This window comes from Mucilaginibacter glaciei (assembly GCF_014773245.1).
In the GTDB taxonomy this organism is placed as follows: Bacteria; Bacteroidota; Bacteroidia; order Sphingobacteriales; family Sphingobacteriaceae; genus Mucilaginibacter; species Mucilaginibacter glaciei.
The window spans coordinates 122569-148519 of sequence record NZ_JACWMX010000008.1; the positions used below are offsets into that span (position 1 = coordinate 122569).

A 25951-nucleotide genomic window follows, 5' to 3' on the forward strand; every position below is an offset into this window, starting at 1 on the left:
CACCCTCTCTGCTTCGCAAAGAGGGTCAATTTCATGATTCACCCTCTTTCCGCTTGCGGAGAGAGGGTCGACCAGCGTAGCGTAGTCGGGGTGAGTTACCTACTCTTTATATCTGTATAATCCCTGTCAACTGCGCCTACGTATATTTGGCGCGGGCGGCCGATAGGCTCTTTGTTGGCTTTCATTTCTTTCCATTGCGCAATCCATCCCGGCAAACGGCCCAATGCAAACAGCACGGTAAACATTTCGGTAGGGAAGCCCAGGGCGGTGTAGATGATACCCGAGTAAAAATCTACGTTAGGGTAAAGCTTACGCTCCACAAAGTAAGGGTCGCTCAGGGCAACTTCTTCCAGTTTCTTAGCTATTTCTAAAGTTTCGTCGTTGATGCCTAATTTCTCCAGGATATCGTCGCAGGCCTTTTTAATAATCTTGGCACGCGGGTCGAAGTTCTTGTAAACACGGTGACCAAAGCCCATCAGGCGGAACGGGTCATTCTTATCCTTTGCTTTAGCAACCCATTTATCCACATCGCCGCCGTCTTCCTTGATCTGCTGTAGCATTTCTATCACCGCCTGGTTAGCGCCACCATGAAGCGGTCCCCATAAGGCAGAGATTCCTGCAGATATGGATGCATATAAGTTAGCATCAGACGAGCCTACGATACGCACGGTTGATGTAGAGCAGTTTTGCTCATGATCTGCATGCAGGATCAGTAATTTGTTCATCGCGTCAACAACAACCGGCTCTATAGTTATTTCTTCTGTACGCTGGCCAAACGTCATGTGCATAAAGTTGGTTACATAATCAAACCTGTTTTGCGGGTAAATAACCGGGTGGCCCAAAGACTTTTTATAGATCCATGATACGATGGTGCTCATCTTAGCGATCAGTTTAATGATCTCTAAATTCACCTCTTCGGCAGATAAGCCCGGTTTAAGGGATGCCGGGTTAAAGGCAGCCAACGCACCAATTAATGAAGATAACTGCCCCATCGGGTGCGAACCCGACGGGAAGCCGTCAAAAAACTTCTTCATGTCCTCGTGTACAAGGGTATGGCGGCTAATTTCCAGTTCAAAGTCTTTCAGTTGTTCTGCAGTAGGCAGTTCGCCGTATATTAATAGGTAAGCAACCTCTGTAAAGGTTGATTTTTCGGCCAGTTGCTCAATCGGGTAACCACGATATTTAAGGATGCCCACCTCACCGTCAAGAAACGTTATGGCACTTTTAGTTGCACCGGTATTTTTGTATCCAATGTCTAAAGTCACATAACCACTCTGGTCGCGCAGTTTCGAAATATCGATCGCTTTTTCGCCTTCGGTACCTTCTATTACAGGAAGTTCGTACGTGTTATCACCAATTTTTAATTGTGCAGTAGCAGCCATAGAAATAATACTATTTGCAACAAATGTAAATAAATCTGCGTATTAATGCTCTTTAAGATGTATTTACTATTTGTAAAATTCTTATTAACTCAAGATACTTTTTTACCGTATATTGTTTGGCGAAAATAAAAAAATACATTTTTAGGCATGTCATTTAAAGAGAAGGCCCTGCAGTTGATTGAGAATGACAATACTATTCACCGGTTGCTATTAATTGGCTTGTTTATAGCCGCCCCGTCGCTGCATTACCTGTGCAGCAATAATTCATCGTTCGATCCGCTTTGGCTGCGGGTTGTTACTTGCGCTTTATGCGCAATCACGTTGGGTGTCTCATTCGGCAGCAATAAAAACTTATATAATTACGCGTGTTACTTAACCATTGCAGCATACTCGCTCATTAATAACGGGGTCTTATTATCTGTAAATGGTTTTGCCCATGTGTACATATTTGGCGCCGTCACTATTTTTATAGCACTTACCTTATTTTGCAAAAAGAAATGGGAATTTATTGCGGTAACGCTTTTAAATTTAAGCGTAGTGCTTACCGCTTACTTTGCCGCGCCGGTTTTATTTATAGCGCCTAAAGTTTTGATAGTACTGTTGTTCGTGTTTGTGCTGATAGCCTATGTATCCTACCTGGTGATGACCAGTTACCAGGTGCAATTTAAAAAGGCTATTAACCGGGTGTTGCAACTTAACGAGTCGTTACGTAACAGCCAGGACCAGCTGCATGCGCTCATCAGCTCGGTAAACGATACCATTTTTGAATTTGATGAGAATCGTATTTGTGTAAACGTTTGGTTTGGCCCGCACACACCGGCCCACCTCACGCGAGAAACCTTTTTGAACAAAACGCTGATAGATGCCATAGGCCCTGACAGGGCTGCGCCATTTAATAAAGTATATGATTTTGTTTTAGCAAACAGGCAATCATCAACTATTGAGTTCCCCTCAATTTACGGCGAACCGGGATGGTTTTTGGCCAAGTCATCACCGGTGATTGATGTTAATGGAAACTATACAAAGCGTATTTCTGTAACCGTTACCGATATTACCCGGCAAAAGGCTTACGACGATGCGCTGATTGAAAATAAAAACCTTTTGCAGCAAGCGCAGGCAATTGCAAAAACGGGCAACTGGTGGTATGATAATATCACTAAGGAAACTTTTTGGTCAGATAACCTGTATTCTGTATTGGAGATAGACGCAGTGCCCGGGGGGATGTCGAAATTTGAATACTATCTGCAGCTGGTTCACCCCGATGATGCAGCGTTTACCGCCAGGTATTTCACCAATATTCAAAACGAGGCCGAGAACAGTATCGAGCATAAATTCATCACCCCAAAAGGCAACACTAAATATTTAAAGATATTACGCGGCGACCTGCATTTGAATGCCGACGGAAAGTTACAGCGGGTGGTAGGCATTACACAGGATGTTACCGACGCCCGCCTGGCCGAAAAGGCAGTAAAGAAAAGCCAGAAAGAACTGCTTGAGGCACAGGCAATAGCCAAAATTGGTAACTGGAAATGGGATAGCGGCACCAATATACTGAGCTGGAGTGATGAGATTAATTCGATATATGAGGTAGACAGTACGAATTCGGTACAATCGCGAAACGGTAAACTGCTGATCAAATACATTCATCCGGATGACCGGTACATTATCAAATACTTTTTGCACGGTCCCGAAGCGATGGGGCAGTCCTATGAATATCGGATCATCACCCCCCTGGGTAATGTAAAGCACATCAGTGTAATATGGGGGAAAATAATGAAACGCGAGGATGGATCGGTGCGTAGAATTATAGGTACCCTGCAGGATATCACCCAGCGTAAACAGGCCGAAATTGATTATAAAACTACCGAAAATAAATACCGGTTGGTTTTAGAGACCATTAAACTTGCGGCGGTATCGTTAGATGCCACTGGGAATGTGATCTTCTGTAATAAATACCTGGCCAATTTGTTGGGTTATAGCCAATTGGAGATACTGGGGATGAACTGGATGCAAAACTTTGTACCAAAAGATTTGCGCGAGTTTTTGAAAAGCTGGTTTGTTGATAATACCGTGGAGGCCCATTATATTAACCCGGTAATATGCCGTAACGGCGACCTCCGCACCATCAGCTGGCAAAATACCATCACTTACGATGATTATGGCAACCTTAAAGGTACTACCAGCATTGGAGAAGACATTACACTGCAGCAGAAAGCCCGCCAGGAACTGATTACAGCTAAGGAAAAAGCAGAGCGTTCGTCGCACTTTAAATCGGAGTTCCTATCCATCATGAGCCACGAGATCCGTACGCCAATGAATGCAGTTATCGGCACCACCAATTTGCTCTTGTCGGAAAACCCGCGCCCGGAGCAACTGGAATACCTGAACACGCTAAAATTCAGCAGCGAGAACCTACTGGCTATCATCAACGATATTTTAGATTATAATAAGATAGAAGCTGGCAAGCTGCTGTTAAATCATGCGCCCTTCAACATCCACCAATTGGTGCAGAATGTGCGCCAGTCGTTTTACGCTAAAGCGCTGGAAAAAAACCTGGAGATAGAGCTGCATACAGACAGTAGCATCCCCGAGTATGTAATGGGCGACCAAACCCGTTTGGGACAGATACTCATCAACCTGGTGAATAATGCTGTTAAGTTCACGTCGGTGGGTAAGGTTAGCATTGTGCTGGAACAGGAACAAATTAACGACGCAGAAGTACTGATCAATTTTAAGGTGATCGATACAGGTATTGGGATCTCCGCCGAGAGCCTGGAAGTGATATTTGATCCCTTTATACAGGAAGAACAGGTAATTAATCATGAATACGGCGGCACCGGCCTGGGCCTTGCTATTACCAAACGCTTGATTGAGTTGTACCAAAGCAGCATTAAGGTAATAAGCGATTTGGGCAAAGGCACGCAGTTTAGCTTCGCGATATTGTTTGACCTGGCCGAGGTAGCCCTGCCGGCAACGATGAACCCAATTATAGTTAATGTGCCGATGAACTTATCGGGCATGAATATTTTGGTGGTTGATGATAACCGGATGAATATTATGATAGCCTCCAAATTCCTAAAAAAATGGCAGGCTAATGTTGATGAAGCACTTAACGGGCAAATAGCGGTGAACATGGCCACCAATAAGGTGTATGATATGATTATTATGGACCTGCAAATGCCGGTGATGGATGGCTTTGAAGCATCGAGGCAGATAAAGAAACTTTATCCCGATATGCCGATCATCGCTTTTACCGCCGATGCCATGCCCGAAACGCATAACAAGGCTTTTGAGGCGGGCATGTGCGACTATCTGACCAAACCCTTTGTACCCGAGGCCCTTTTTGAAAAAATTACTCAACATCGTAAGGAGGCCAATCCGCTTGGTAAACTGGGTGTGTAGCTGTGAATCAACTCACCCCGGATTCGCTACGCTATCCGCCCCTCTCTTTGCTAAAGCGAAAAGAGGGGAGAAATAAGATGAAAAGAATGCAGCTGCACCCTCTTTCCGCCGCAGGCGAAGAGAAGGTGCAGCACGGAGTGCCGCGGGGTGAGTTATTTGCGCTATTTCAACTCACCCCGGATTCGCTACGCTTTCCGGCCCTCGCTTTGATGAAGAGAAATGAGGGGAGACGTAAAAAAGAACAAAGCAGTTAAACCGCTTTACTCTTAGCTGGTTGCTTTACAAATCAACTCACCCCGACGACGCTACGCTGGTGGACTCTCTCTGCTCCGCGGCAGCCGGTGAGGAAAGTAATCTCCCCTCTTTACACATAGTGTAGAGAGGGTGGTCGAGCGAAGCAATGACCGAGTGAGTTACAAGCGCGACGGCACTACTGAACCTTCTGAACACCCGCTAATTGTCTGTCAATACGCGCTGTTACAAAAAAATATTCCCTTTTCGCCGACGTATTTTCGCCGTTCGCCGATGTAAACCCGCCATACATCTATTTGCCCTAAATCTGCTGTAACGTTTTGAATTTGAAGCTGTCATATAGGTGTATTTAAAAACAATAAAAAAACACAAACAACTCAAATTCAAAATAATAAATATCATGAAAACTCAATTCTTAACAATAGCAACCATCTTTACATTAGCATTAGGCACTGTAACTTCATCATTTGCTGCCGATAAAAAAAACACTGCCGACGACAACAACAGCACTATATTGACTAACGTAAGCAAGATAAACAAGATAGAAATTCACGGAAACGTGGAACTGTTCGTATCTGACGGTACTGCCGACCAGGTAAAGGTTTATAATAAATACTACGAGCAAAGCGCTTTGGTGCAAAGCCAAAACGGCGTGTTACGCATCTCCTCATACGCCGACCAGAAATTAGTGGTGTGGGTAACCGCAAATGATTTGAACGCCATTACAGCTTATGACAATGCCGAGGTAAAATCATTCGGTAACTTGTCAAAGATTAACCTTGACGTTATCTTAAACAATAACGCATCAGCTAAATTAAACCTGGATGCCTATAAAGCCAGCATCACCGTGAACGACCGTGCTAAAGCCGACCTGACCGGTAATGTAACCGACTATACCATGGTTAAGGAGCAATCTGCAACCGTTAACCACAGCACTTTGGTTGCCGAAAACGTAAGCACCAAGACCAACCCGATAGCTGTTCAGCCTAAAACTGAATTAGCCAACTTGTAAGCACTACTTTTGCAAAAGTTCAATATATATTTTGAAAGCCTCCCGGTAACGGGGGGCTTTTTTGTGATTATGCGCCGGGTGAGCAACGGTTAATAATTTGTCATGCTGAACGATAGTGAAGCATCTTTTCGCTTGGTCACTACCCGGAAGATCCTTCGCTATCGCTCAGGATGACAAGGTTACAATGAAGCGTTTTTATATTCATGCTTCCGTGAGCGTGGACGCTCACACAGCATGTCGTGAAAGCGTCCACGCTTTACGATGCGGAACATTACTGACAATGTCTTGTCAGTACCCCAAAAATCAAATAACTGATTATCAATTGATAACGAAATGTTCACGGCGTTCACGGTGTTCATGAACACGCGTGAACAGTAATTTTTAGAAATTATTAAAGATCTGCTTTATCGGTATGCCAGGATTTTTATGTCTTGCTTCTTGATCCCTGCTACTTATTTCTCGCCCTTCTGGTTCTATTCCTAACCCTTTTCGCCGACTGTTTTCTGCCATTTACCGAGGTTATCCCGCCATACATCTAATACACCCAAAACTGCTGTAACGTTTCCCTTTTGGGGAGGTCTTATAGATGTATTTAAAAATAACAACTTACAATTACTTGAAAATCAAAATATTAATCATCATGAAAACATCAATCATCACCATGTTCGCTATCGTAGCCTTAGCAGTGGTAACCGGCAATTCAGCATCAGCAACTACAACCAACAACGGTAAAGAAGTAAGCACCGTTTTAACCAACATCAGTAAGATCAACAAAATAGAGATCCACGGAAACGTTGAACTTTATGTATCGGACGGCAGCGCAGAACAGGTTAAGGTTTACAACAAATATTATTCAGAAAGTGCATTGGTGCAAAGCAAAGATGGCGTTCTACGCATCACTTCCTATACCGACAAAAAATTAGTGGTTTGGGTTACTGCAAATGATCTGCGCGCCATCGACGCATATGATAATGCCGAAGTAAAATCGTTTGGTAACTTATCTAAAATAGAGTTTGATGTTAACCTTTACAACAATGCAACTGCTACCTTAAATTTAGATGCTTACCGAGCTAATGTAAATGTTAACGATAGTGCAAAGGCCACCTTAACCGGCACGGCTAACGATTATACCTTAAAATACGCGTCACAGGCTAACATAAACATTAAAGATTTCGCAGCGGTTAATTCAACAACAACCCTCATCAGCAGCCCAGAATATAAAGTTACAGCGTTAGCTAACTTATAATTGCAACCTTACCAACCCTATCATAATTCAAAAGCCGCCAAAAGTTTGACGGCTTTTTTCATTTTAAGTGTAACTTCATAACTTTAATAGTAGTCAAACAAAAAAACAACCTCATCATGAAAAAATCCTACCTACTCTTATCAATAATAGCATTGCTCAGTATCGGCACGTTATCGTCATGCAGACGTTTTAGATGCGTGCATGGGTCCGGCAAAGTGATATCCAAAAGCCAAAAAATGCCCGATTTCAGTAAGATCGATATCTCTGGCGGGTTTAAAGTAAAACTGGTGCAGGATAGCTCGTTGAATGTTACTATCAAAATGGACGATAATCTATTTAAATACATCAACACGGATGTAGAAGGGGATAAGCTGGTTATTAAAAGCCGCCGTAACCTATGCGCAAGCGGCGAGATTATGATCGTTATCGGTGTAAAAAACCTGGAAGAAGTTGATGCCTCCGGAGCGATAGATGTGAGCTCGAGCGGGCGTATTGTTACTAAGGACCTGCATTTCGACCTTTCAGGCTCAACCAGTATCGATATGGATATTGCTGCGGCTAATGTACATACCGAGGGAAGTGGCTCTACCGATATGATCTTGAAGGGCCAGGCAGCATCACATAATGTGGATATGAGTGGCAGCAGCAAGATTGATGCCTTTGACTTTGTGGTAGGCAAATACAATATCGAAACATCGGGCGCAAGCGAAGCAAAAATAAACGTTTTGAACAGCTTGAGTGTACACAGCAGCGGGGCATCGGATATAGAGTATCGCGGCACGCCAGGCAACGTGAATATTGATAAATCGGGCGCATCATCAGTAAAAAAGGTAAATTAAATAAGCCTGATACAGGCAATACAAAAGCACCGGTGTTAAAACACCGGTGCTTTTGTATTTACAGATACACCACTTTGGAGTTAAATTTCAAAAGGACGTAACTGTAAAATAAATAAAAAAAGATTTTGTACTTTTGCCCCTCCAAAATGCTCGGTATGTGTGTACATACCGGGCATTGTTACAATTAAAATACGCGGTAAAAAATGAATATATCACAGGAAAAAATTGATAACCTGAATTCAGTTGTTAAGATCAATATCAGCCCGGAGGATTATCAGCCTAAGGTTGAAAAAGCAATGAAAGACCAAGCCAAGAAGGCTAAAATACCGGGGTTTCGCCCGGGCATGGTTCCGGTTGCGCATATCAAGAAAATGTATGGTAAAAGCATCCTGGTTGACGAGATCAACCATATGTTATCAGATACGCTTACAAAATATTTGGAAGAGCAAAAGCTGGAAATTTTAGGTCAGCCTTTACCTAAGCATGATGACAAACCGGAATTTAACTGGGATTTTACCGACAACTTTGAGTTTAATTACGAAGTTGGACTGGCGCCTGAGTTTGATATCGAGTTTACTTCAAAAGATAAACTGACCCAATATGAGATTAAGGTTGATGACGAAACGTTAGCCTCTCGGATCAAAAACATCCGCAGGAGCTATGGCAAGATGACAAATCCTGACGTATCGGCAGATGACGATGTGCTTTACGCCGAATTAACCCAGCTTTCGCCTGATGGTTCTGTTTTTGAGGACGGTATCAGTAATACAACATCTGTACGTTTAGATCAGATCCAGGATGAAACCGTGAAGGCTTCATTGATCGGATTGAAAAAGGGTGATGAGTTAGTTTTTGATATTAACAAAGCTTTTAATAACGATGCAGCTAAAGTTGCCGGTTTATTAAAAGTTGAAGAATCGGAAGCGGCTGATTTAAAATCTAACTTCAAATTAACGGTTAAAAATGTTAACCGCTTAGAAGAAGGTGATTTGAACGAGGAGTTCTTTGACAAATTATTTGGTGAAGGTGTAGTTACTACTGAAGAAGGTTTCAGGGAGAAGATTACCGAAGAGCTGGAAACCATGATGAAACAGGATGCAGAACGTAAACTGCAGAACGACATCTACAACTACAGCTTAAGCAAGGTTGATTTTCAATTACCTGATGAATTTCTAAAACGTTGGTTAAAGGCAACTAACGAGAAACTGACTGAAGAAGAGTTAGCCGGCGGTTATGCCGATTTTGCTAAAAACCTTAAATGGACTTTGATCGAGAACAAACTGATCAAACAAGCAAATATCGATATTAAGTATGACGAAGTATTTGCTTATGCAAAAATGAGCTTAGACCAGCAGTTTAAAATGTACAGCCAGCAGGCGCTTAGCGATGAGCAACTGGGCCAGTACACCGTGCAATACCTGCAAAATAAAGAGAACGCAAACAAGATCTTTGAAGAAGTAAAAGCCGTTAAGGTGTTTGATTATGTTAAAAGCGTTGTTACTTTAGATAAAAAAGAGATCCTGTTTACAGACTTTAATAAACTGGAAGACTAAGTCCGGTTTTTTTAAAAATATCTTTTACCAAAAGCACCCGCCCCGTGGGTGCTTTTGTTTTATAATAACTTCACCAAATACGGGCTGTTGGGCTGGGCTGCCCGGTAGTTCTTTTTTTACTTTAGGCAAACTAAATAGTTAAAAAACTATTCAACTTAAAACTATATTAGTTGCCGTTACCTGAATGCATTACACATTATAAAAAACACATATCATGAGTAGTAATATCGATAAAAATGAATTCCGTAAATATGCCGTTAAGCATCACCGCTTAAACAGCTTACATGTAGATAAATACCTTTCAAACTTTGATCGTAGCCGTATGCCAAATGGTATTTATACCCCAACAACTGGTATGACGCCTTACATCATCGAAGAGCGCCAGTTAAACGTGGCCCAGATGGACGTGTTCTCGCGTTTGATGATGGACCGTATCATCTTTTTAGGTGATGCCATTTATGAAAATATAGCTAACATTATCCAGGCGCAATTGCTTTTCCTGCAATCGGCCGATGCCAAACGCGATATCCAGATCTATATCAACTCGCCTGGTGGTTCTGTATATGCAGGTTTAGGGATCTATGATACCATGCAGTTCATATCTAACGATGTAGCAACAATCTGTACCGGTATGGCAGCATCAATGGGTGCCGTTTTGTTGGTAGCAGGAGCAAAGGGTAAACGCGCTGCATTGCCACACTCACGTGTGATGATCCACCAGCCATCGGGCGGTGCGCAGGGCCAGCAATCTGATATCGAGATCACTTATCACGAGATTACTAAGCTGAAAAAAGAGCTTTACCAGATCATTGCAGACCATAGCGGTACCGATTACCAGCGCGTTTGGGATGCATCAGACCGTGACCATTGGATGATTGCTGAAGAAGCAAAAGAATTTGGTATGGTTGACGAAATTTTAAGAGGAAACAAACAATAAATAGTTATGGTGTTATACCATGGTACGGTAAACAGTTGAGGTACTTTGTTATATCCCGGTAAATAATTATTTTAGACAAACAATAAGCAGATGAACAAAAACAGCAAGGAGATCAGGTGCTCATTTTGTGGGGCAGGTAAACAGGATTCCCTGATGTTGATAGCAGGGCTTGATGCGCACATTTGTGATAAATGTGTAAACCAGGCCAATGAAATACTTGCCGAAGAACTGAAGGTACGTAAAGTAAAGGCAGCCCCGGCTACGCCTGCTATGCTTAAACCGTCGGAAATTAAGACCCACCTGGATCAATATATTATTGGCCAGGATGACGCAAAAAAGGTGCTTGCTGTTGCAGTATACAATCACTATAAACGTTTAAACCAACGGGTTGACAAAGACGAAGTAGAGATTGAAAAATCGAACATCATTATGGTGGGCGAAACGGGTACAGGTAAAACCTTACTGGCTAAAACTTTAGCAAAAGTGCTTAACGTTCCGTTTTGTATTTGCGATGCCACCGTTTTAACCGAGGCTGGTTACGTAGGCGAAGATGTGGAAAGCATCCTGACCCGCTTGTTGCAATCTGCAGATTACGATGTGAACACCGCCGAGCGCGGTATTGTGTATATAGACGAGGTTGACAAAATTGCCCGTAAAAGCGATAATGCATCTATCACTCGTGATGTGAGCGGCGAAGGTGTACAGCAGGCTTTGTTGAAGATCTTAGAGGGTACAATGGTTAACGTACCACCTCAGGGTGGCCGTAAACATCCTGATCAAAAAATGATCACGGTGAATACCAGCAATATCCTGTTTATATGCGGTGGCGCGTTTGACGGTATCGACCGGAAGATAGCAAACCGTTTACGTACGCAGACAGTTGGTTACAAGCTTAAGGGCAACGACGGCGAGGTTGATATGAAAAACCTTTACAAATACATTACCCCGCAGGATCTGAAATCTTTTGGTTTGATCCCGGAGCTGATTGGCCGTTTGCCGGTTTTAACTTACCTGAACCCCCTGGATAGAGAGGCTTTACACAACATCCTAACCGAGCCTAAAAATTCTCTGTTAAAGCAATACAAAAAACTCTTTGAATACGAGGGGGTAAAGCTCGACTTTGATAACGATGTTTTAGATTTTATAGTTGATAAGGCCATGGAGTTTAAATTGGGCGCGCGTGGTCTGCGTTCAATCTGCGAAGCGATCATGATCGATGCGATGTTTGAGTTCCCGTCTCAAAAAGATGTGAAGCGTTTAACCGTAAATTTAGATTACGCGCAAGAGAAATTTGAAAAGAGCGATCTTAAAAAATTAAAGGTGGCTTAACATTAATTTGGTACTTTAAATTTATTTTTGCATATTACATCCTAACCCTGGTGAAACGCTCACCGGGGTTTGCTGTATAAAAGGGTTTTTATAATCACACGCGGCGAAAGCTGCTTAAATAACAAGCATATGAACGAACAATTAGATATAAAAAAAGACGACAACGTCAATGAAGGAAAAAAAGTAAAAGAAGTAACATCACCTGTAAAATCGGGTTTGAAAACAAAGGAAGCTATTGTAGCCAACTGGCTGCCGCGTTACACAGGCCGCCCGCTTGATGATTTTGGCGAGTACATTATCCTCACCAATTTCTCCAAATACCTGCAATTATTTTCGGACTGGAATGATGGCGCCCCCATCATGGGTTTAGACAAGCCGATGCAAAGTGTTACGGCTAATGGCATCACCATTATCAACTTTGGTATGGGTAGCTCGGTAGCGGCAACGGTAATGGATCTGCTTACGGCAATCCACCCAAAGGCAGTGATATTTTTAGGTAAATGCGGCGGCTTAAAAAAGAAAAACCAGGTAGGCGACCTGATCCTGCCGATAGCCGCCATAAGGGGAGAGGGTACATCTAACGATTACCTGCCTGCCGAAGTGCCTGCACTGCCATCATTCGCGCTGCAGAAGGCCATCTCGACAACTATCCGCGAGCAGGCAAGGGATTACTGGACAGGTACCTGTTACACCACCAACCGCCGCGTTTGGGAGCATGATAAGGAATTCAAAAAATATTTAAAGGAATTGCGTGCCATGGCCGTAGATATGGAAACAGCAACCATCTTTACTACCGGTTTTGCCAACAAGATCCCTACCGGTGCATTGCTGCTGGTATCAGACCAGCCAATGATCCCTGAAGGTGTGAAGACTGCCGAGAGTGACTCGAATGTGACCTCCCAATATGTGGAGACCCACCTGCGTGTAGGTATCGAATCGCTAAAGCAATTGATCAACAATGGCTTAACGGTTAAGCATTTGAAATTTTAAGGAGCGGATATCGATTTCATTTAGTCGTCCCGAATTTATTTCGGGATCTCAACTGCTAAGTCCACTACCTTGTTTGTGAATTACTGAAACAAGTTCAGCACGACAGCATTTATAAAAAGCGCCCGGTTATTCCGGGCGCTTTTCTTTTTTCCTGACAATTCTTAAATGTTTTAACATCAGCTACTCAAATAATAATTACTAATTTTGACCCGTACCCTGTTTTATATACAGGCTTAGTAGATTATAAACTATGTGGCATAATAACATACTGGATACCATTGGCAATACGCCTATGGTAAAGCTAAATAAGATCGTAAAAGACATCCCGGCAACAGTGCTGGCTAAGATAGAAACTACCAATCCCGGTAACTCTATTAAAGACCGCATGGCCCTTAAAATGATAGAGGATGCGGAGAAAAGTGGCAAGCTTAAACCCGGCGGTACCATCATTGAAGGTACATCCGGTAACACCGGTATGGGCCTGGCTATTGCTGCTGTTATTAAGGGTTACAAATGTATTTTCACCAGTACGGATAAGCAGTCGAAAGAAAAATTTGATGCCCTGCGCGCCTTTGGTGCCGAGGTAATCGTTTGTCCAACCAACATAGAGCCGGAAGACCCACGGTCATACTATTCAGTTTCTTCGCGGTTGGAGAAAGAGGTTCCCAATTCATGGAAACCTAACCAATACGATAACCTGTCTAACTCGCAGGCACATTATGAATCTACCGGTCCCGAAATTTGGGAGCAAACCGAAGGTAAGATCACGCATTTAGTAGTTGGTGTAGGTACGGGCGGCACCATATCAGGCACGGCACGTTTTCTAAAAGAACAAAACCCCTCCATTAAAGTATTGGGTATAGATACCTATGGATCTGTATTTAAAAAGTATAAGGAAACCGGCGAGTTCGATAAAAACGAGATCTATCCTTACATCACTGAAGGTATTGGCGAAGACTTTTTACCGCAAAACGTTGATTTTAGCCTGATAGACCACTTTGAAAAGGTAACTGACGAAGCGGCGGCGTTGATGACCCGCGAAATTGCACGTAAAGAAGGTATTTTTGCCGGTAATTCAACAGGCTCTGCCGTGGCGGGTGTGCTGCAGATGAAGGATATGTTTAAAGAGGGCGACGTGGTGGTGATCATCTTCCCTGATCATGGTACACGTTACTTAGGCAAAATGTACAACGACGATTGGCTGCGCGACCGCGGTTTCCTGAAGGAAGAAAAATTGACGGCGCGCCACATCATCAGCAAGAAGGAAAGCCAGGAAATTGTTACGATCGACTGCGAGAAAACTGTACTGGAAGCTATCAATACTATTAAATCGCTAAACATCAGCCAGATCCCTGTTACGCAAAAGGGCATGGTGATTGGTAAGATAACGGAGAGCGATATCCTGGATTCGTTAATGGAAAACCCGGGCATTAAATCGCAGCCGGTAAAAAGTATCTCTACCGCGCCATTCCCGTTTATCGATCTGAATACGCCAATTGATAAGATCTCTGGCATGATCAACAGGGATAACATTGCGGTATTAGTAGAGGATGATAATGGTAATATCGAGATCATTACTCAGTACGATATCATTAATGCGATATCGGCTTAGTTTTTAGCTAAAGGACAAAAGATAAAATGATATTTAGAGACGCGATAGTTCGCGTCTCTTTTTTTTGAAATGTTCTAATACGGGCGCGAGCATGCAGCGTTGGGTTTGAGGTTAGTGTACTCAGTTCTGACAGTCTACTCCAGCCTCTTCTTTGCTAATTCCGCCTTGTAAACCTCATTGAGCTTAGGCGATGGGTTAGTTAAGATATAGATCCTCGTGCCTTTTTCACGGGCCAGTGGGGTTAACACTTCGCCTGTTTGGCGATAACTTTCTATTAAGGGTTTTAAGCGGGCCTCTACATTAACATCGTCATCTACGTAGACAATGTATTTACCGTCGAGGTTATCAGGGGCCCAAAGTGCAAAACTGCTGTTCAGGCTCACAACATCCGGCATATTGTATTTATTATGAAAATGATGCAGGGCACCGGCCTCGCCGTAATTATCCGCAAAGATCTGCGCGTGTTTCTGCTGTTCGGGTGTCAGGCTATGGTAGGCCTGCGCAGCCTTTTGGGCCATTTCTTCCCAGCCCAGCATGTCGGCATAATCCTGCGTTAAAGAGTGCTGTTTTTGGTCTTCCCAACGGGTTACAAAGTTAAAAAGCGAAAGGTGCTCTTTTGTGTAGGCAAAAAACCTAATAGTCGTATCAAAAGGTAGGATAGGGAGCAATAACGGGAGCAATAAAATATTAGGCAGAATAAAAAGCAGTATCACCGCGGTACGCAGCACGTAGTAACTCCTTTTCAGCATCCGCTCAAAGGCAAAACCGCCCGCGGCAAAAAGCATAGGGTAAGCGCCAAATAAGTAATAACTCTTACCGTTCATTTCTAATAAGAACAGAAAAATAAGGATATAAGCGATAGCTAAATATCTAAACCGGCGCAGCTTGAACGACAATAGCAGCCAGGCAAAGCCCATCAGCCATATAAAAATGGTAAGGCCATTAACCAAGAACTGCTGTTTAATAAAATCTAAAGGCTTTACATGATCCAGCTGGGTTTCGCGCAATTCCTTCATGTGCGTAATAAAGGGCAGGTGGTGCGCAAATTGCCAGATGATGTTGGGCAAAAATATGATCACGGCTATTAAAGCGGAGATAATTACATGGCGATTAAACAGTAATTTACGTTCTTTACTGATCAGGATGCCGATGATGAGCGAGAAGGTGAAGAACGCCATGGTATACTTAGTCAGCATACCCAGGCCAACAGTTGCGCCTAACCAGTACAGGTAGCGCACATCTGCAGTGTTGAGATACTTAGTGAATAGCCAAACGGTTAATACCCACCATAACTGATCAAACACCACCGGCTGGAAAAGATAGTCGCTTGCGGCAAAGGCAGGGGAGAAGATCATGGCCAAACACGCCACAGTAATGGCAAACCTGCGCCCACCCAACTCGACAGTTATACGCCCGGTAAGCCAGATAATAATGCCCGCTGCTATGGTAGGGAAAACTCTTGCCGCTGCAACAGAATCGCCAAAAACAGATAGTGTGACTTTGGCCAGTATGGCGATAAAGGGCGGCACTTCTTTATAACCCCAGTCTAAATGATCGGCCAGTACCAGGTGTAAAAACTCGTCCCGGTGAAATCCGAACCGGCTGATAGCCAAAGCGTTTAACAAAACCTTTAGCGCAACAAATATCAATATAAACGTAGAATACGAAGATCTGCGGTTTTTATAGGGCATTTATTGGTTTAAGTTTGGTTAAAGCAGGAGGGAGCTTAAGCACAACGTAAAGCTATTGAAAATAGGTTAAAGGTCAAAGGCAAAAGGTTTTTAACCTTTTACCTACAACCTTTCCCTTAAAAGTTATACTCTCGTAATATCGGCACCCAATGCCTTGAGGCGCTCGTCGATATTTTGATAACCGCGTTCTATTTGTTCGATGTTGTAAATGGTTGATTTGCCTTGCGCGGATAAAGCCGCTATGAGTAAGGAAACCCCTGCACGGATATCCGGCGAGGTCATGGAGATACCACGCAGCTGCACTTGCTTATCCAAACCGATAACAGTAGCGCGGTGCGGATCGCAAAGAATGATGTTTGCGCCCATATCCAGCAACTTATCTACGAAGAACAACCGGCTCTCAAACATTTTTTGATGGATCAATACCGAGCCTTTTGCTTGTGTGGCCACTACTAATACAATGCTCAACAGATCGGGCGTAAAGCCCGGCCATGGCGAATCGGCAACGGTTAATAAAGATCCGTCGATAAACGTATCTATCTCGTAATGATCTTGTGACGGGATGTAAATATCGTCACCGCGGCGCTCCAGCTGGATGCCCAGGCGTTTGAATACATCAGGGATCATACCAAGTTCATCATACATTACATCCTTGATAGTGATCTCTGATCCGGTCATGGCAGCAAGGCCAATGAATGAGCCTATCTCTATCATATCCGGCAGCATCCGGTGCTCGGTACCGCCTAATTCGGTTACACCTTCAATAGTTAACCTGTTTGATGCGATGCCGCTGATTTTGGCACCCATGCGGTTAAGCATCTTACATAATTGCTGTAAGTAAGGCTCACAGGCTGCGTTGTAAATAGTAGTAGTGCCTTTTGCCAATACAGCTGCCATCACAATGTTAGCGGTGCCGGTAACAGATGCTTCATCAAGCAGGATATAAGTTCCCTGCAGGTTGGATGCATCTACGTTGTAAAAGCCGTTATCTGGGTTGTAATCAAAGCGTGCGCCTAATTTTTCAAAGCCGAGGAAATGGGTATCTAAACGGCGGCGGCCAATTTTATCGCCACCCGGTTTGGGAATAGATGCTTTGCCGAAACGGGCCAATAGCGGGCCCAGTATCATGATAGAGCCGCGTAACCCGCCGCCCTTTGTTTTAAAAGCTTCGGATGTAAAGAAATCCTGATCGATCTCCTTTGCCTCGAAAGTGCAGGTATCGCGTGAGATACGGTCAATCACTACCCCCATATCGCCCAACAGCTCTATTAACTTATTTACATCCTGTATATCGGGGATGTTGGTGATTGTCATTTTTTCGCTGGTAAGCAATACAGCGGATATGATCTGTAAGGCTTCGTTCTTGGCCCCCTGCGGGATGATCTCGCCCTTCAATTTTTTTCCGCCCTGTATCTCGAATGCGTTTCTCATATAGTGTGTGTTCGTGGGTTGATGGTCTGTAATAACAGTTCAAGCTTCAATGTTTAAAATTGTTCATGAACTACGGCAAAGATTAAAAAATAAATGGAAATATCGCAGGCGGCTGCCTTTACATATTTCCATTGCACTGTAAACCATTGGCAAACGCCGGTTAGTATTTTTTTGCGCCGCCATTGGTACGGCCGCGGTTATTTTGGTTATTGTTATTACGCGGGTTGTTGTTATTATTGGTACGGCCACCGCCTGCACCACCGCCGCTGCCTCCGCGGCTGTTTTGGTTGTTATTAGTACGGCCGCCACGGTTATTGTTATTGTTTTGCGTGCCAAAGTTAGCCGGGCGGAATTCAACCTTGTTCAGGTTAATGTTCTCTTCAATCCTCAACTCGCCGTTGCTCATGGCGTATAGGTCGGCCAGGATGGTTTCGTCGGCAACAGAATCTTTGTTCCACTGCACGTAGGCCATTTTCATAAAGTTGGCAACAGCCTGCACCATATGGCGACGGCGATCAGGCTCTTCTATGCTCTTGGCCTTTTCTATCATCATTTCGATAGTTTTACCGTAGTGCTTGTACTTGATACGCTGATGCGGGTATTTAAGCGGCTCGGGTTTCATGTGTATAGCCTCGGGGCTGGGCTTAGGGTACGGCGAATCAACATCCAGCTGAAAATCTGAGATCATGTGCAGGTGATCCCAAAGCTTGTGTTTAAAATCGGCCACATCGCGCAGGTGCGGGTTTAAAAAGCCCATCAGGTCAATCACCACCTGTGCATATTTGTTGCGCTCGTCTTTAGTAGGTAACGCCACAATGTATTTCACCATGTTTTGCACGTTACGGCCGTATTCGGTAAGTAAAAGTTTATTCCTGGTTGAGTTATAATCAAACCCACCAGGCAAATTTGTTAATGCCATGTATATTTTTTAATTAAATAAGATCTCTTGAAGTGGTTTTCGGCTCATGGACAGTTTCTGATACCACAAGGGCGAGAAACCGGAGAACAGAAATGAAGTAGTACGATGTACTAATGCAAATATAAGGTAAATGTGTTAGGATGCAAATTATAAAGAGGCAATTATGGCCGATCTAAAAATGCTTTGAAGGAGATTTGTATGGTGACAAAGTGTAAACCCTGCTTTTTTGCAACTAATTGATTTTTTGTTATTTAAGCGATTTTTTAACTGAAACGTGTAAACTTTTGTAAACCCATTTTATCATTTTTAGGTATTGGGACTACTATCAAACGGTAATATGCTATTTTAGCAATTATGAGTGTAAAACCAGTTACCATCACCTCCGTAGATATTTACCGCTTCAGCATACCGATGGAACCGTTTACCATTGCCACGGGTACTATGCACCATGCACAGAACGTGTTCATCCGTATACATACCGATGTCGGCTTTTATGGCGTGGGCGAGTGCTCGGCCTTCCCGATGATTGTTGGCGAAACCCAGGATACCTGCCTGGTGATGGCGCGCTACTTTGCTAAGCTTTGGAAAGAGCAGGATGCATTGGACATACCTGCCCGGATGCAGCAGCTTCATGATGCGGCAGCAGGTAATACCACCATTAAAAGCGCTTTCGATATGGCCCTTTATGACATTGCCGCCAAACATGCCCGTTTGCCGCTTTACCAATTTTTAGGGGGAGCCAAACGCGTGGTAGAAAGCGATATCACGATAGGTATAGGCACGCCTGAGGCAATGGCGGCGAAGGCAATCGAATTCAAAAAATCAGGAGCAAACATCCTGAAGGTAAAACTGGGTAAAGATGCCAAAAGCGATGTGGAACGGATCAGACAGATTCGCCAGGCGGTAGGCCCGGAAATGAGGATAAGGGTAGATGCCAACCAGGGCTGGAGTTTTGACGACGCTGTTTTTACATTGCAGGCAATCGGCCCGTACGATATTGAATTTTGTGAACAACCGATGCGGACATGGTATGACGACCGCTTGCCCGCGTTGATGAAACTATCGCCGGCAAAGATCATGGCCGACGAGAGCGTGTATAACCACCATGATGCCCGCAAGCAAATTGAAAGCAATAGCTGCCATTACATCAATATCAAAATGGCCAAATCGGGCGGGCTACTGGAAGCTAAAAAGATTCATGACATTGCTGCCCAACACGGCATCCCCTGTATGATGGGTGGGATGCTGGAAAGCCGGATTGCCCTAAGTGCCAAGTTGCATTTTGTATATGCCAGCCCCAATATTCAATTTTATGATATGGATACCTGCATGTTAGGCCACCTGGCCGACCCCTGCGTTGGCGGCGTAACCTACGACGGTTACAAACTGAATATCAGCGATGCTGTTGGGATAGGAGCGGATGCGGATGAAGCGTTTTTGGAAGGGTGCGAGAAGTGGAGTGTGTAGCCAAAGCAACCCTGTCATTTCGAAAGAGCGATAGCGAGGAGAAATCTTCTAAAAGCTTCAGGCGCACTTACATGGTCGCGATGCAGTTGTAGAAGATTTCTCACTATCGTTCGAAATGACAACGCTATCTACTCAACTCCGCAAAGTATTTATGAAACAATGGAATAGTTTCAATCCCTTTGTAATAGTTAAATATATCGTATTTTTCGTTTGGCGAATGCAGGGCATCGCTGTCTAAACCAAAACCCATTAACACCGTTTTTAATCCCAGCTCGGCTTCAAATAAGGCTACGATAGGGATGCTGCCGCCGCCACGTGTTGGTATAGGATCTCTACCGAAAGATTCTGCAATGGCCTTTTGGGCGGCCTTGTAAGCCACGCTATCTGTAGGAGTAACTACCGGTTCGCCGCCATGGTGCGGGGTTACCTTCACTTTTACAGCTTTCGGGGCAATTTTCAGAAAATGATCTGTAAACAATTGCGTAATCTTTTCTGAAGTTTGGTTAGGCACCAGTCGCATCGAGATCTTCGCATTAGCTTTTGAAGGCAACACCGTTTTGGCACCTTCGCCAATGTAACCACCCCAGATGCCATTTACCTCTAAGGTTGGGCGGGTGCCGGTGCGCTCAAATGTGGTGTAACCCTTTTCGCCCCAAACTTCGGCAATATCCAGGTCGGTTTTATATTCAGCTTCGTCATACGGCGCGGCGTTTAGTTCGTTGCGTTCGGTTTCTGTCAGTTCGGTAACGTCGTCATAAAAACCGGGGATGGTGATGTGGTTGTTCTCGTCGTGCAATGAAGCGATCATCTTAGCCAGAATAGTTGCCGGGTTAGCCACTGCACCACCATAAACGCCGGAGTGCAGGTCGCGGTTAGGGCCGGTAACTTCCACTTCCAGGTATGATAAACCACGCAGGCCTGTTTCCAGCGACGGGTTCTCCATACTGATCATCGAGGTGTCGGAGATTAACACCACATCGGCCTTTAAACGTTCCTTATTTGCTTTTACAAATACGCCCAGGTTGTTTGATCCTACCTCTTCCTCGCCCTCAATCATAAATTTGATATTGCAAGGCAGGGTGTTGGTTTGCATCATCAGCTCGAAAGCCTTTACGTGCATATAAAATTGACCCTTATCGTCGCAGGCGCCACGGGCATAAATCTTTCCGTCGCGTACGGTTGGCTCAAACGGCGGGGTTTTCCAAAGCTCTAAGGGGTCTGGTGGTTGTACATCGTAGTGGCCGTAAGTTAAAACGGTAGGCAAGGCAGGGTCAATTATCTTTTCGCCGTACACGATAGGGTAGCCAGCGGTTTGGCAAACTTCCACATTATCGGCACCGGCCTCGGTTAGTTTTTTGGCTACGTAATCGGCAGCGTTTAAAACATCCGTTTTATATTTGGGGTCGGCACTAACGGATGGGAAACGCAGCAGCTCAAATAATTCGTCAAGCAGGCGTTGTTTATTATCGTCTATATATTGCTTTATTACTTGCATAGTAAATGTAATTTGAAGCAAATATAGTGTAGATTATTTGGAGCGGGTAGTGGCAGGCGTGTTTTATCAAAGAGATTGTCATTTCGACGAAAGGAGAAATCCTGTTCGATTTGCACAGTTGCGGCTATGCATCTTGAACAGGATAACTCCTCGCTATCGCTCGTTCGATATGACAGTTATTATTCTTTACTCCGCTACCTTCTCTACAACTACCGCTGTACCGTAAGCCAAAACTTCTGTTATGCCCTGCATCACTTCGTTGGCATCGTAACGCATACCGATGATAGCATTGGCGCCAATGGCCTGAGCGTGTTGGATCATCAGGTGGAAGGCTTCCTGGCGGGCGTTCTCGCAAAGCTCTACATAAACAGAAAGCCTGCCGCCGAACAGTGATTGTATGCCACCGGCAAAATTGCCCACAACGCTGCGGCTGCGTACCGTAATGCCGCGGATAACGCCTAAATGTTTAACAACTTTATAGCCATCTAAGGCGTTGCTGGTGGTGATGAGTGAAATATCCATGGTTTGTGTTTGTTGATGTATGGTTTAGAGACTATTTCTTCAAAAATGTTACTATCGCAGGGTTAACAATGCTGGTTTTATCTAAATGCGGCAGGTGCGCTGCATCTTCTACAGGTAAAAAATCGGTTTTTAAAACACTGCGTACCGAATCGCTGTAGTTGAACGGAACGGTTTTATCTTCTTTACCCCATATCAGCAACACCGGTTTTTTTACTGCATTCAGTCCTGCGTAAGTTACCCGGCCGTTGTAAGTGTAATTATAATTGGTAGATACCAGCGCATTCCGGAAGCCTTTATACTCCATCTGCGGTAAATAAAGCTTAACCCAGTCCGGGTGTAGCTCCGGATATAAAAAATCATCCATTTGGCCGTTGGCGCGGTCGGTAGATGTGATCGCTTCTTTAACATCAATTAAAAACTGTGGCATTTTCGATTTTTTGTTGACGTATGCCGGGTCTATCAACACTACTTTATTCACCAGGTCGGGGTAGGTGGCAGCAAAATCTGCAGCAACTATCCCACCGAAAGATACGCCTGCCATGCTTATCGGTTTTTTTAGATGTAGTGCCTCTATCAATTCAGATAGCTGGTCCATGTAGAGTTTCTGATTGTATAAAACGTCGGGCCTGTCGCTAAACCCGCGGCCATACATATCATAACGCACTACCCGGAAGCCATTCTCTACCAAGTTTTCAAATGTACCATCCCAAATGTAATACGGTACGCTAAAGCCATGTATCAGTATCACCACCTTGCCCGTGTCCTGCCCGTCAATCTCGTAATGGGTTTGGCCAAGGTTTAAGGTGACATAACTGCCATTAGTGTTTTTTCTGACCAGTGGCGAGATTTCCTTATGTTCTTTATTTTTTACAAAATATAAAAGGGCTATAGCGGCTACAGCAAAGATGAGCAACGCGATAACAGTTACGATTAAATTCTTAAGAAACTTCATTCAAGGGGCGTAAAATTGGTAATAGGTTTAAAAAATAAAAGTAACAGAAATATTTAATTTAGCCCTCTAAAGTTACAGTTAATATGCGCATCACTATCATCGGTTCGGGTAATGTGGCTACCCACTTATCGGCGGCCTTTAAAAATGCCGGGCACCGGATAGTGCAGGTATACAGCCGCGACATGCACAATGCTGCATTGCTGGCTTACCATGTAGGCGCCACGGCGATTGATACACTGGATGATATTTCGCAAGATACCGATATATTCATTGTAGCTATAAAGGACGATGTGATAGGCGATACCAGCAGCAGGTTAGCAAAGTACGATAAACTAATTGCCCATACATCCGGCGCGGTACATTTGGAAGCTATCAGGCATTATACAGAGCGTGCCGGGGTGTTTTACCCGTTACAAACATTTAGTAAAAGCAAAGAGTTGAATTTTAGAGAAGTGCCTTTATGTATTGAAGGAGCCGATGAGCGTATTACTAAAGAATTAGAAAAACTTGCCCGAACGGTAAGTAATAATGTTTACCGGGTAAGTTCGGCACAGCGAAAGGTTTTGCACCTGGCGGCGGTTTTCGCCTGTAATTTCACCAATCATTTGTACGCTATTTCCAAACAATTACTGGCTAATAGCGACATGAGCTTTGATATGCTGCGCCCGCTCATAGCCGAAACTGCCGACAAAATAAAAGCACATGCGCCCGAGACGGTACAAACCGGGCCGGCTATACGTAATGATGTGCAAACAATGGATACTCATTTGCAAATGTTGGATAACGAGCCCGACCTACGGGTGCTGTATACATTGTTAAGTCAGGATATTATCAAAAACCATAACAAGGCGGGCGGGGATAAGTAATTTTATTACTTTTGCCAAAATGAATATTTTTAAAGTAACGATAAACTTTGAGGAAGCCGACCACGAAACCGTGGAACTGGCGATAGCTGAAGGGGAGTCTGTTTTGGACGTATGCCTGGAAAACGGCATCGATTTACAACACAACTGCGGTGGTGTTTGTGGTTGCAGCACCTGCCATGTATATGTTAATAAGGGAATGGATTATATCCAGGAGATATCTGATAAAGAAGAAGACTTTATTGACAGGGCCGTTAACCCGCGCATTACATCGCGCCTGGGTTGCCAGTGTATTATAATTGATGGCGATATCGAGGTCACTTTGCCCGATCAGTCGTCTTTTATGGGCCATTAATTAGGTTTTACGTAGAACGTTTTACGTTTTACGTATTTAAATAGTAAAAACGTATAACTTCATACGTGTAACGTACAACATAACATGACAGACAACAAATTCGCGCTTCCGATACACTGGAATGACCACGAGGACATAGCCATGAGCCTTTACGAAAAGTTTGGCGATGATTTTGGCGAATCTAAAATATACCGTATCCGTTTTACAGAGTTGTTGGATTGGGTGCTATCCCTGCCAAACTTTGCGGGCACGCGCGAGGAATCGACCGAAGGCCACCTGGAGCAGATCCAAAGCGCCTGGGTTTACGAATGGCGCGATAACCAATAGTATCTATGTGCAGATGTGCAAATTTCAGATATGCAGATGCTTTGAAACCGGTAAAATCATTCTTTAATGGGTGTAATATAATTTAATGGAATCCTTTTTAAACAAGCTTAAAGATATCACCACTTTAATTTTTGATGTGGATGGCGTACTAACCGATGGGTCGATTTTTGTGGCCGAGGATGGGGTGCAAAGCCGTGCTTTTAATATTAAAGATGGTTATGCTTTGCAATTGGCTGTTAAATGCGGTTACAATGTGGCGGCTATATCGGGCAGCAGGTCAAAAAGTGCATTATTCCGTTTAAATAGCCTGGGTATTAGCGATGTTTACATGGGTGCCCATACCAAAACCGAAAGGTTCAAGATCTACATTGAAGAGAAAAGCATCAACCCTGCCAATATCCTGTACATGGCCGATGATATCCCTGATCTGGGGGTGATGAAATTAGTAGGCCTGCCCGTTTGCCCGGCTGATGCCGCAGAAGAGATCAAAGCGATTTGCACCTATGTTTCGCCATTTGCAGGTGGTAAGGGCTGTGCGCGCGACATTATTGAAAAGGTAATGAAGATACAGGGTAAGTGGATGAGTGCCGAAGCGTATAGCTGGTAATTAAGACCATGGTCAATAGTTGATAGACTACAGCAAAATATAATATGAATTCCATGGACTATTAGCCATGGGCCATCGACCAAATATGAGTAGCTTTCCAAAAATCATTCTCGCATCCAAATCGCCGCGCAGGCAGGAACTGTTACGATTAATGGATCTCGATTTCAGGGTGGTATTAAAGGAAGTAGACGAAAGCTACCCCGAAGGACTATCACCCGCCGAAATTGCCCTATATATTGCTGCCAAAAAAGCCGAAGCCTTTGATGAAGATATTAACGAGGAGGTTGTTTTAACGGCTGATACCATTGTGGCTATTGACGGTTTGATACTGGGTAAACCCGAATCATCTGAACATGCGGTGGAAATGCTTCAACGTTTATCCGGCAAGGTACATGAGGTGTACACCGGTGTTTGTTTACTGCACAATCACCAATACAATAAATTTTACGACAGGAGCGAAGTATTTTTCCGCAAATTGACCGATCACGAGATCCGTAGTTATGTGGACGAATATCAGCCGATGGATAAAGCCGGCTCCTACGGCATCCAGCAGCGCATCGGTTTGATTGGCATCGAACGCATTAATGGCTCTTATACTAACGTAGTAGGTTTGCCTACCGAAAAGGTTTATCAGCAATTGGTAAGGTTAAAGAATTAAAACCCTTCTCACTCGCTCGGCTCCTGCCGAGTGAGATTTATTATGAGGCCTCCGGCCGCAGCTTTTGTAGGTTTCGGCGGCCGGAGGCCGTACAACAGTCGTCACGCGGC

At 44.0% G+C, this 25951-nt stretch carries 23 protein-coding genes; 16 read left to right on the top strand and 7 right to left on the bottom strand.

Annotation, left to right across the window (positions count from 1 at the left end; genetic code table 11):
* Positions 1 to 95 precede the first annotated feature (95 nt).
* Positions 96 to 1382, bottom strand: coding sequence for a citrate synthase (locus IDJ76_RS17775; protein ID WP_191165099.1), 1287 nt, complete (start codon positions 1380 to 1382; stop codon positions 96 to 98).
* Between the two features lie 147 nt (positions 1383 to 1529).
* Between IDJ76_RS17775 and IDJ76_RS17780 the strand changes: the two genes are divergently transcribed.
* The 10 genes from IDJ76_RS17780 to IDJ76_RS17825 all read left to right on the top strand — a co-directional run bounded on the left by IDJ76_RS17780 (position 1530) and on the right by IDJ76_RS17825 (position 14554).
* Entirely contained in the window at positions 1530 to 4784 is a 3255-nt protein-coding gene (locus tag IDJ76_RS17780; RefSeq protein ID WP_191165101.1) for a PAS domain-containing hybrid sensor histidine kinase/response regulator, read from the top strand.
* Positions 4785 to 4861: 77 nt separating this feature from the next.
* The gene (locus tag IDJ76_RS17785; protein ID WP_191165103.1) at positions 4862 to 5038 is read left to right on the top strand and encodes a hypothetical protein; all 177 of its coding nucleotides are present in this window, start codon (positions 4862 to 4864) and stop codon (positions 5036 to 5038) included.
* 398 nt (positions 5039 to 5436) lie between these two features.
* The gene (locus IDJ76_RS17790; RefSeq protein ID WP_191165105.1) at positions 5437 to 6048 is read left to right on the top strand and encodes a GIN domain-containing protein; all 612 of its coding nucleotides are present in this window, start codon (positions 5437 to 5439) and stop codon (positions 6046 to 6048) included.
* 640 nt (positions 6049 to 6688) lie between these two features.
* Complete coding sequence (locus tag IDJ76_RS17795) at positions 6689 to 7294, top strand: GIN domain-containing protein (protein WP_191165108.1); 606 nt, start codon at positions 6689 to 6691, stop codon at positions 7292 to 7294.
* Positions 7295 to 7410: 116 nt separating this feature from the next.
* Positions 7411 to 8133 carry a head GIN domain-containing protein gene (locus IDJ76_RS17800; protein WP_191165110.1) on the top strand — a complete coding sequence of 241 codons (723 nt, stop codon included), beginning with the start codon at positions 7411 to 7413 and terminating at the stop codon, positions 8131 to 8133.
* 203 nt (positions 8134 to 8336) lie between these two features.
* Entirely contained in the window at positions 8337 to 9686 is a 1350-nt protein-coding gene (gene tig / locus IDJ76_RS17805; RefSeq protein ID WP_191165112.1) for a trigger factor, read from the top strand.
* Positions 9687 to 9900: 214 nt separating this feature from the next.
* Positions 9901 to 10623 carry an ATP-dependent Clp protease proteolytic subunit gene (locus IDJ76_RS17810; RefSeq protein WP_262892235.1) on the top strand — a complete coding sequence of 241 codons (723 nt, stop codon included), beginning with the start codon at positions 9901 to 9903 and terminating at the stop codon, positions 10621 to 10623.
* A 90-nt stretch (positions 10624 to 10713) separates the two neighbouring features.
* Positions 10714 to 11952, top strand: coding sequence for an ATP-dependent Clp protease ATP-binding subunit ClpX (gene clpX / locus IDJ76_RS17815; protein ID WP_191165114.1), 1239 nt, complete (start codon positions 10714 to 10716; stop codon positions 11950 to 11952).
* A 129-nt stretch (positions 11953 to 12081) separates the two neighbouring features.
* Entirely contained in the window at positions 12082 to 12942 is an 861-nt protein-coding gene (locus IDJ76_RS17820; protein WP_191165116.1) for an AMP nucleosidase, read from the top strand.
* 250 nt (positions 12943 to 13192) lie between these two features.
* Positions 13193 to 14554, top strand: coding sequence for a pyridoxal-phosphate dependent enzyme (locus IDJ76_RS17825; protein WP_191165118.1), 1362 nt, complete (start codon positions 13193 to 13195; stop codon positions 14552 to 14554).
* Positions 14555 to 14688: 134 nt separating this feature from the next.
* Here IDJ76_RS17825 and IDJ76_RS17830 read toward each other — a convergent pair whose 3' ends face one another.
* The 3 genes from IDJ76_RS17830 to IDJ76_RS17840 form a co-directional block, all read right to left on the bottom strand.
* Positions 14689 to 16245, bottom strand: coding sequence for an ArnT family glycosyltransferase (locus IDJ76_RS17830; RefSeq protein WP_191165121.1), 1557 nt, complete (start codon positions 16243 to 16245; stop codon positions 14689 to 14691).
* Between the two features lie 123 nt (positions 16246 to 16368).
* A complete protein-coding gene (gene murA / locus IDJ76_RS17835) occupies positions 16369 to 17676 on the bottom strand; it encodes a UDP-N-acetylglucosamine 1-carboxyvinyltransferase (RefSeq protein ID WP_191165123.1) in 1308 nt (435 codons plus the stop codon).
* 160 nt (positions 17677 to 17836) lie between these two features.
* Complete coding sequence (locus IDJ76_RS17840; RefSeq protein WP_191165125.1) at positions 17837 to 18595, bottom strand: DUF4290 domain-containing protein; 759 nt, start codon at positions 18593 to 18595, stop codon at positions 17837 to 17839.
* A 354-nt stretch (positions 18596 to 18949) separates the two neighbouring features.
* Here IDJ76_RS17840 and IDJ76_RS17845 point away from each other — a divergent pair, with 354 nt between their 5' ends.
* Positions 18950 to 20062, top strand: coding sequence for a mandelate racemase/muconate lactonizing enzyme family protein (locus IDJ76_RS17845; protein ID WP_191165127.1), 1113 nt, complete (start codon positions 18950 to 18952; stop codon positions 20060 to 20062).
* A 124-nt stretch (positions 20063 to 20186) separates the two neighbouring features.
* Here IDJ76_RS17845 and IDJ76_RS17850 read toward each other — a convergent pair whose 3' ends face one another.
* From IDJ76_RS17850 to IDJ76_RS17860, 3 genes are all read right to left on the bottom strand, one after another.
* Positions 20187 to 21557, bottom strand: coding sequence for a dipeptidase (locus IDJ76_RS17850; RefSeq protein ID WP_191165129.1), 1371 nt, complete (start codon positions 21555 to 21557; stop codon positions 20187 to 20189).
* A 186-nt stretch (positions 21558 to 21743) separates the two neighbouring features.
* On the bottom strand, positions 21744 to 22079 hold the full coding sequence (locus IDJ76_RS17855) for a YbjQ family protein (protein WP_191165131.1): 336 nt from the start codon (positions 22077 to 22079) through the stop codon (positions 21744 to 21746).
* Positions 22080 to 22110: 31 nt separating this feature from the next.
* Positions 22111 to 23031 carry an alpha/beta fold hydrolase gene (locus IDJ76_RS17860; protein ID WP_191165133.1) on the bottom strand — a complete coding sequence of 307 codons (921 nt, stop codon included), beginning with the start codon at positions 23029 to 23031 and terminating at the stop codon, positions 22111 to 22113.
* An 83-nt stretch (positions 23032 to 23114) separates the two neighbouring features.
* On the opposite strand from IDJ76_RS17860, the gene IDJ76_RS17865 reads away from it, so the two are divergent.
* The 5 genes from IDJ76_RS17865 (at position 23115) to IDJ76_RS17885 (ending at position 25841) form a co-directional block, all read left to right on the top strand.
* Entirely contained in the window at positions 23115 to 23897 is a 783-nt protein-coding gene (locus IDJ76_RS17865) for a Rossmann-like and DUF2520 domain-containing protein (RefSeq protein ID WP_191165135.1), read from the top strand.
* Between the two features lie 19 nt (positions 23898 to 23916).
* A complete protein-coding gene (locus tag IDJ76_RS17870; RefSeq protein ID WP_191165136.1) occupies positions 23917 to 24249 on the top strand; it encodes a 2Fe-2S iron-sulfur cluster-binding protein in 333 nt (110 codons plus the stop codon).
* An 84-nt stretch (positions 24250 to 24333) separates the two neighbouring features.
* Positions 24334 to 24576 carry a Fe-S cluster assembly protein IscX gene (gene iscX, locus IDJ76_RS17875; protein WP_191165138.1) on the top strand — a complete coding sequence of 81 codons (243 nt, stop codon included), beginning with the start codon at positions 24334 to 24336 and terminating at the stop codon, positions 24574 to 24576.
* An 85-nt stretch (positions 24577 to 24661) separates the two neighbouring features.
* The gene (locus IDJ76_RS17880) at positions 24662 to 25183 is read left to right on the top strand and encodes a KdsC family phosphatase (protein WP_191165140.1); all 522 of its coding nucleotides are present in this window, start codon (positions 24662 to 24664) and stop codon (positions 25181 to 25183) included.
* A gap of 85 nt (positions 25184 to 25268) precedes the next feature.
* A complete protein-coding gene (locus IDJ76_RS17885) occupies positions 25269 to 25841 on the top strand; it encodes a Maf family nucleotide pyrophosphatase (protein WP_191165236.1) in 573 nt (190 codons plus the stop codon).
* Positions 25842 to 25951 lie beyond the last annotated feature (110 nt).

Coding starts and splice junctions, on each gene's coding strand:
- IDJ76_RS17775 (WP_191165099.1), bottom strand. CDS start 1,382: ATGGCTGCTACTGCACAATTAAAAATTGGTGATAACACGTACGAACTT.
- IDJ76_RS17780 (WP_191165101.1), top strand. CDS start 1,530: ATGTCATTTAAAGAGAAGGCCCTGCAGTTGATTGAGAATGACAATACT.
- IDJ76_RS17785 (WP_191165103.1), top strand. CDS start 4,862: ATGAAAAGAATGCAGCTGCACCCTCTTTCCGCCGCAGGCGAAGAGAAG.
- IDJ76_RS17790 (WP_191165105.1), top strand. CDS start 5,437: ATGAAAACTCAATTCTTAACAATAGCAACCATCTTTACATTAGCATTA.
- IDJ76_RS17795 (WP_191165108.1), top strand. CDS start 6,689: ATGAAAACATCAATCATCACCATGTTCGCTATCGTAGCCTTAGCAGTG.
- IDJ76_RS17800 (WP_191165110.1), top strand. CDS start 7,411: ATGAAAAAATCCTACCTACTCTTATCAATAATAGCATTGCTCAGTATC.
- tig (WP_191165112.1), top strand. CDS start 8,337: ATGAATATATCACAGGAAAAAATTGATAACCTGAATTCAGTTGTTAAG.
- IDJ76_RS17810 (WP_262892235.1), top strand. CDS start 9,901: ATGAGTAGTAATATCGATAAAAATGAATTCCGTAAATATGCCGTTAAG.
- clpX (WP_191165114.1), top strand. CDS start 10,714: ATGAACAAAAACAGCAAGGAGATCAGGTGCTCATTTTGTGGGGCAGGT.
- IDJ76_RS17820 (WP_191165116.1), top strand. CDS start 12,082: ATGAACGAACAATTAGATATAAAAAAAGACGACAACGTCAATGAAGGA.
- IDJ76_RS17825 (WP_191165118.1), top strand. CDS start 13,193: ATGTGGCATAATAACATACTGGATACCATTGGCAATACGCCTATGGTA.
- IDJ76_RS17830 (WP_191165121.1), bottom strand. CDS start 16,245: ATGCCCTATAAAAACCGCAGATCTTCGTATTCTACGTTTATATTGATA.
- murA (WP_191165123.1), bottom strand. CDS start 17,676: ATGAGAAACGCATTCGAGATACAGGGCGGAAAAAAATTGAAGGGCGAG.
- IDJ76_RS17840 (WP_191165125.1), bottom strand. CDS start 18,595: ATGGCATTAACAAATTTGCCTGGTGGGTTTGATTATAACTCAACCAGG.
- IDJ76_RS17845 (WP_191165127.1), top strand. CDS start 18,950: ATGAGTGTAAAACCAGTTACCATCACCTCCGTAGATATTTACCGCTTC.
- IDJ76_RS17850 (WP_191165129.1), bottom strand. CDS start 21,557: ATGCAAGTAATAAAGCAATATATAGACGATAATAAACAACGCCTGCTT.
- IDJ76_RS17855 (WP_191165131.1), bottom strand. CDS start 22,079: ATGGATATTTCACTCATCACCACCAGCAACGCCTTAGATGGCTATAAA.
- IDJ76_RS17860 (WP_191165133.1), bottom strand. CDS start 23,031: ATGAAGTTTCTTAAGAATTTAATCGTAACTGTTATCGCGTTGCTCATC.
- IDJ76_RS17865 (WP_191165135.1), top strand. CDS start 23,115: ATGCGCATCACTATCATCGGTTCGGGTAATGTGGCTACCCACTTATCG.
- IDJ76_RS17870 (WP_191165136.1), top strand. CDS start 23,917: ATGAATATTTTTAAAGTAACGATAAACTTTGAGGAAGCCGACCACGAA.
- iscX (WP_191165138.1), top strand. CDS start 24,334: ATGACAGACAACAAATTCGCGCTTCCGATACACTGGAATGACCACGAG.
- IDJ76_RS17880 (WP_191165140.1), top strand. CDS start 24,662: ATGGAATCCTTTTTAAACAAGCTTAAAGATATCACCACTTTAATTTTT.
- IDJ76_RS17885 (WP_191165236.1), top strand. CDS start 25,269: ATGAGTAGCTTTCCAAAAATCATTCTCGCATCCAAATCGCCGCGCAGG.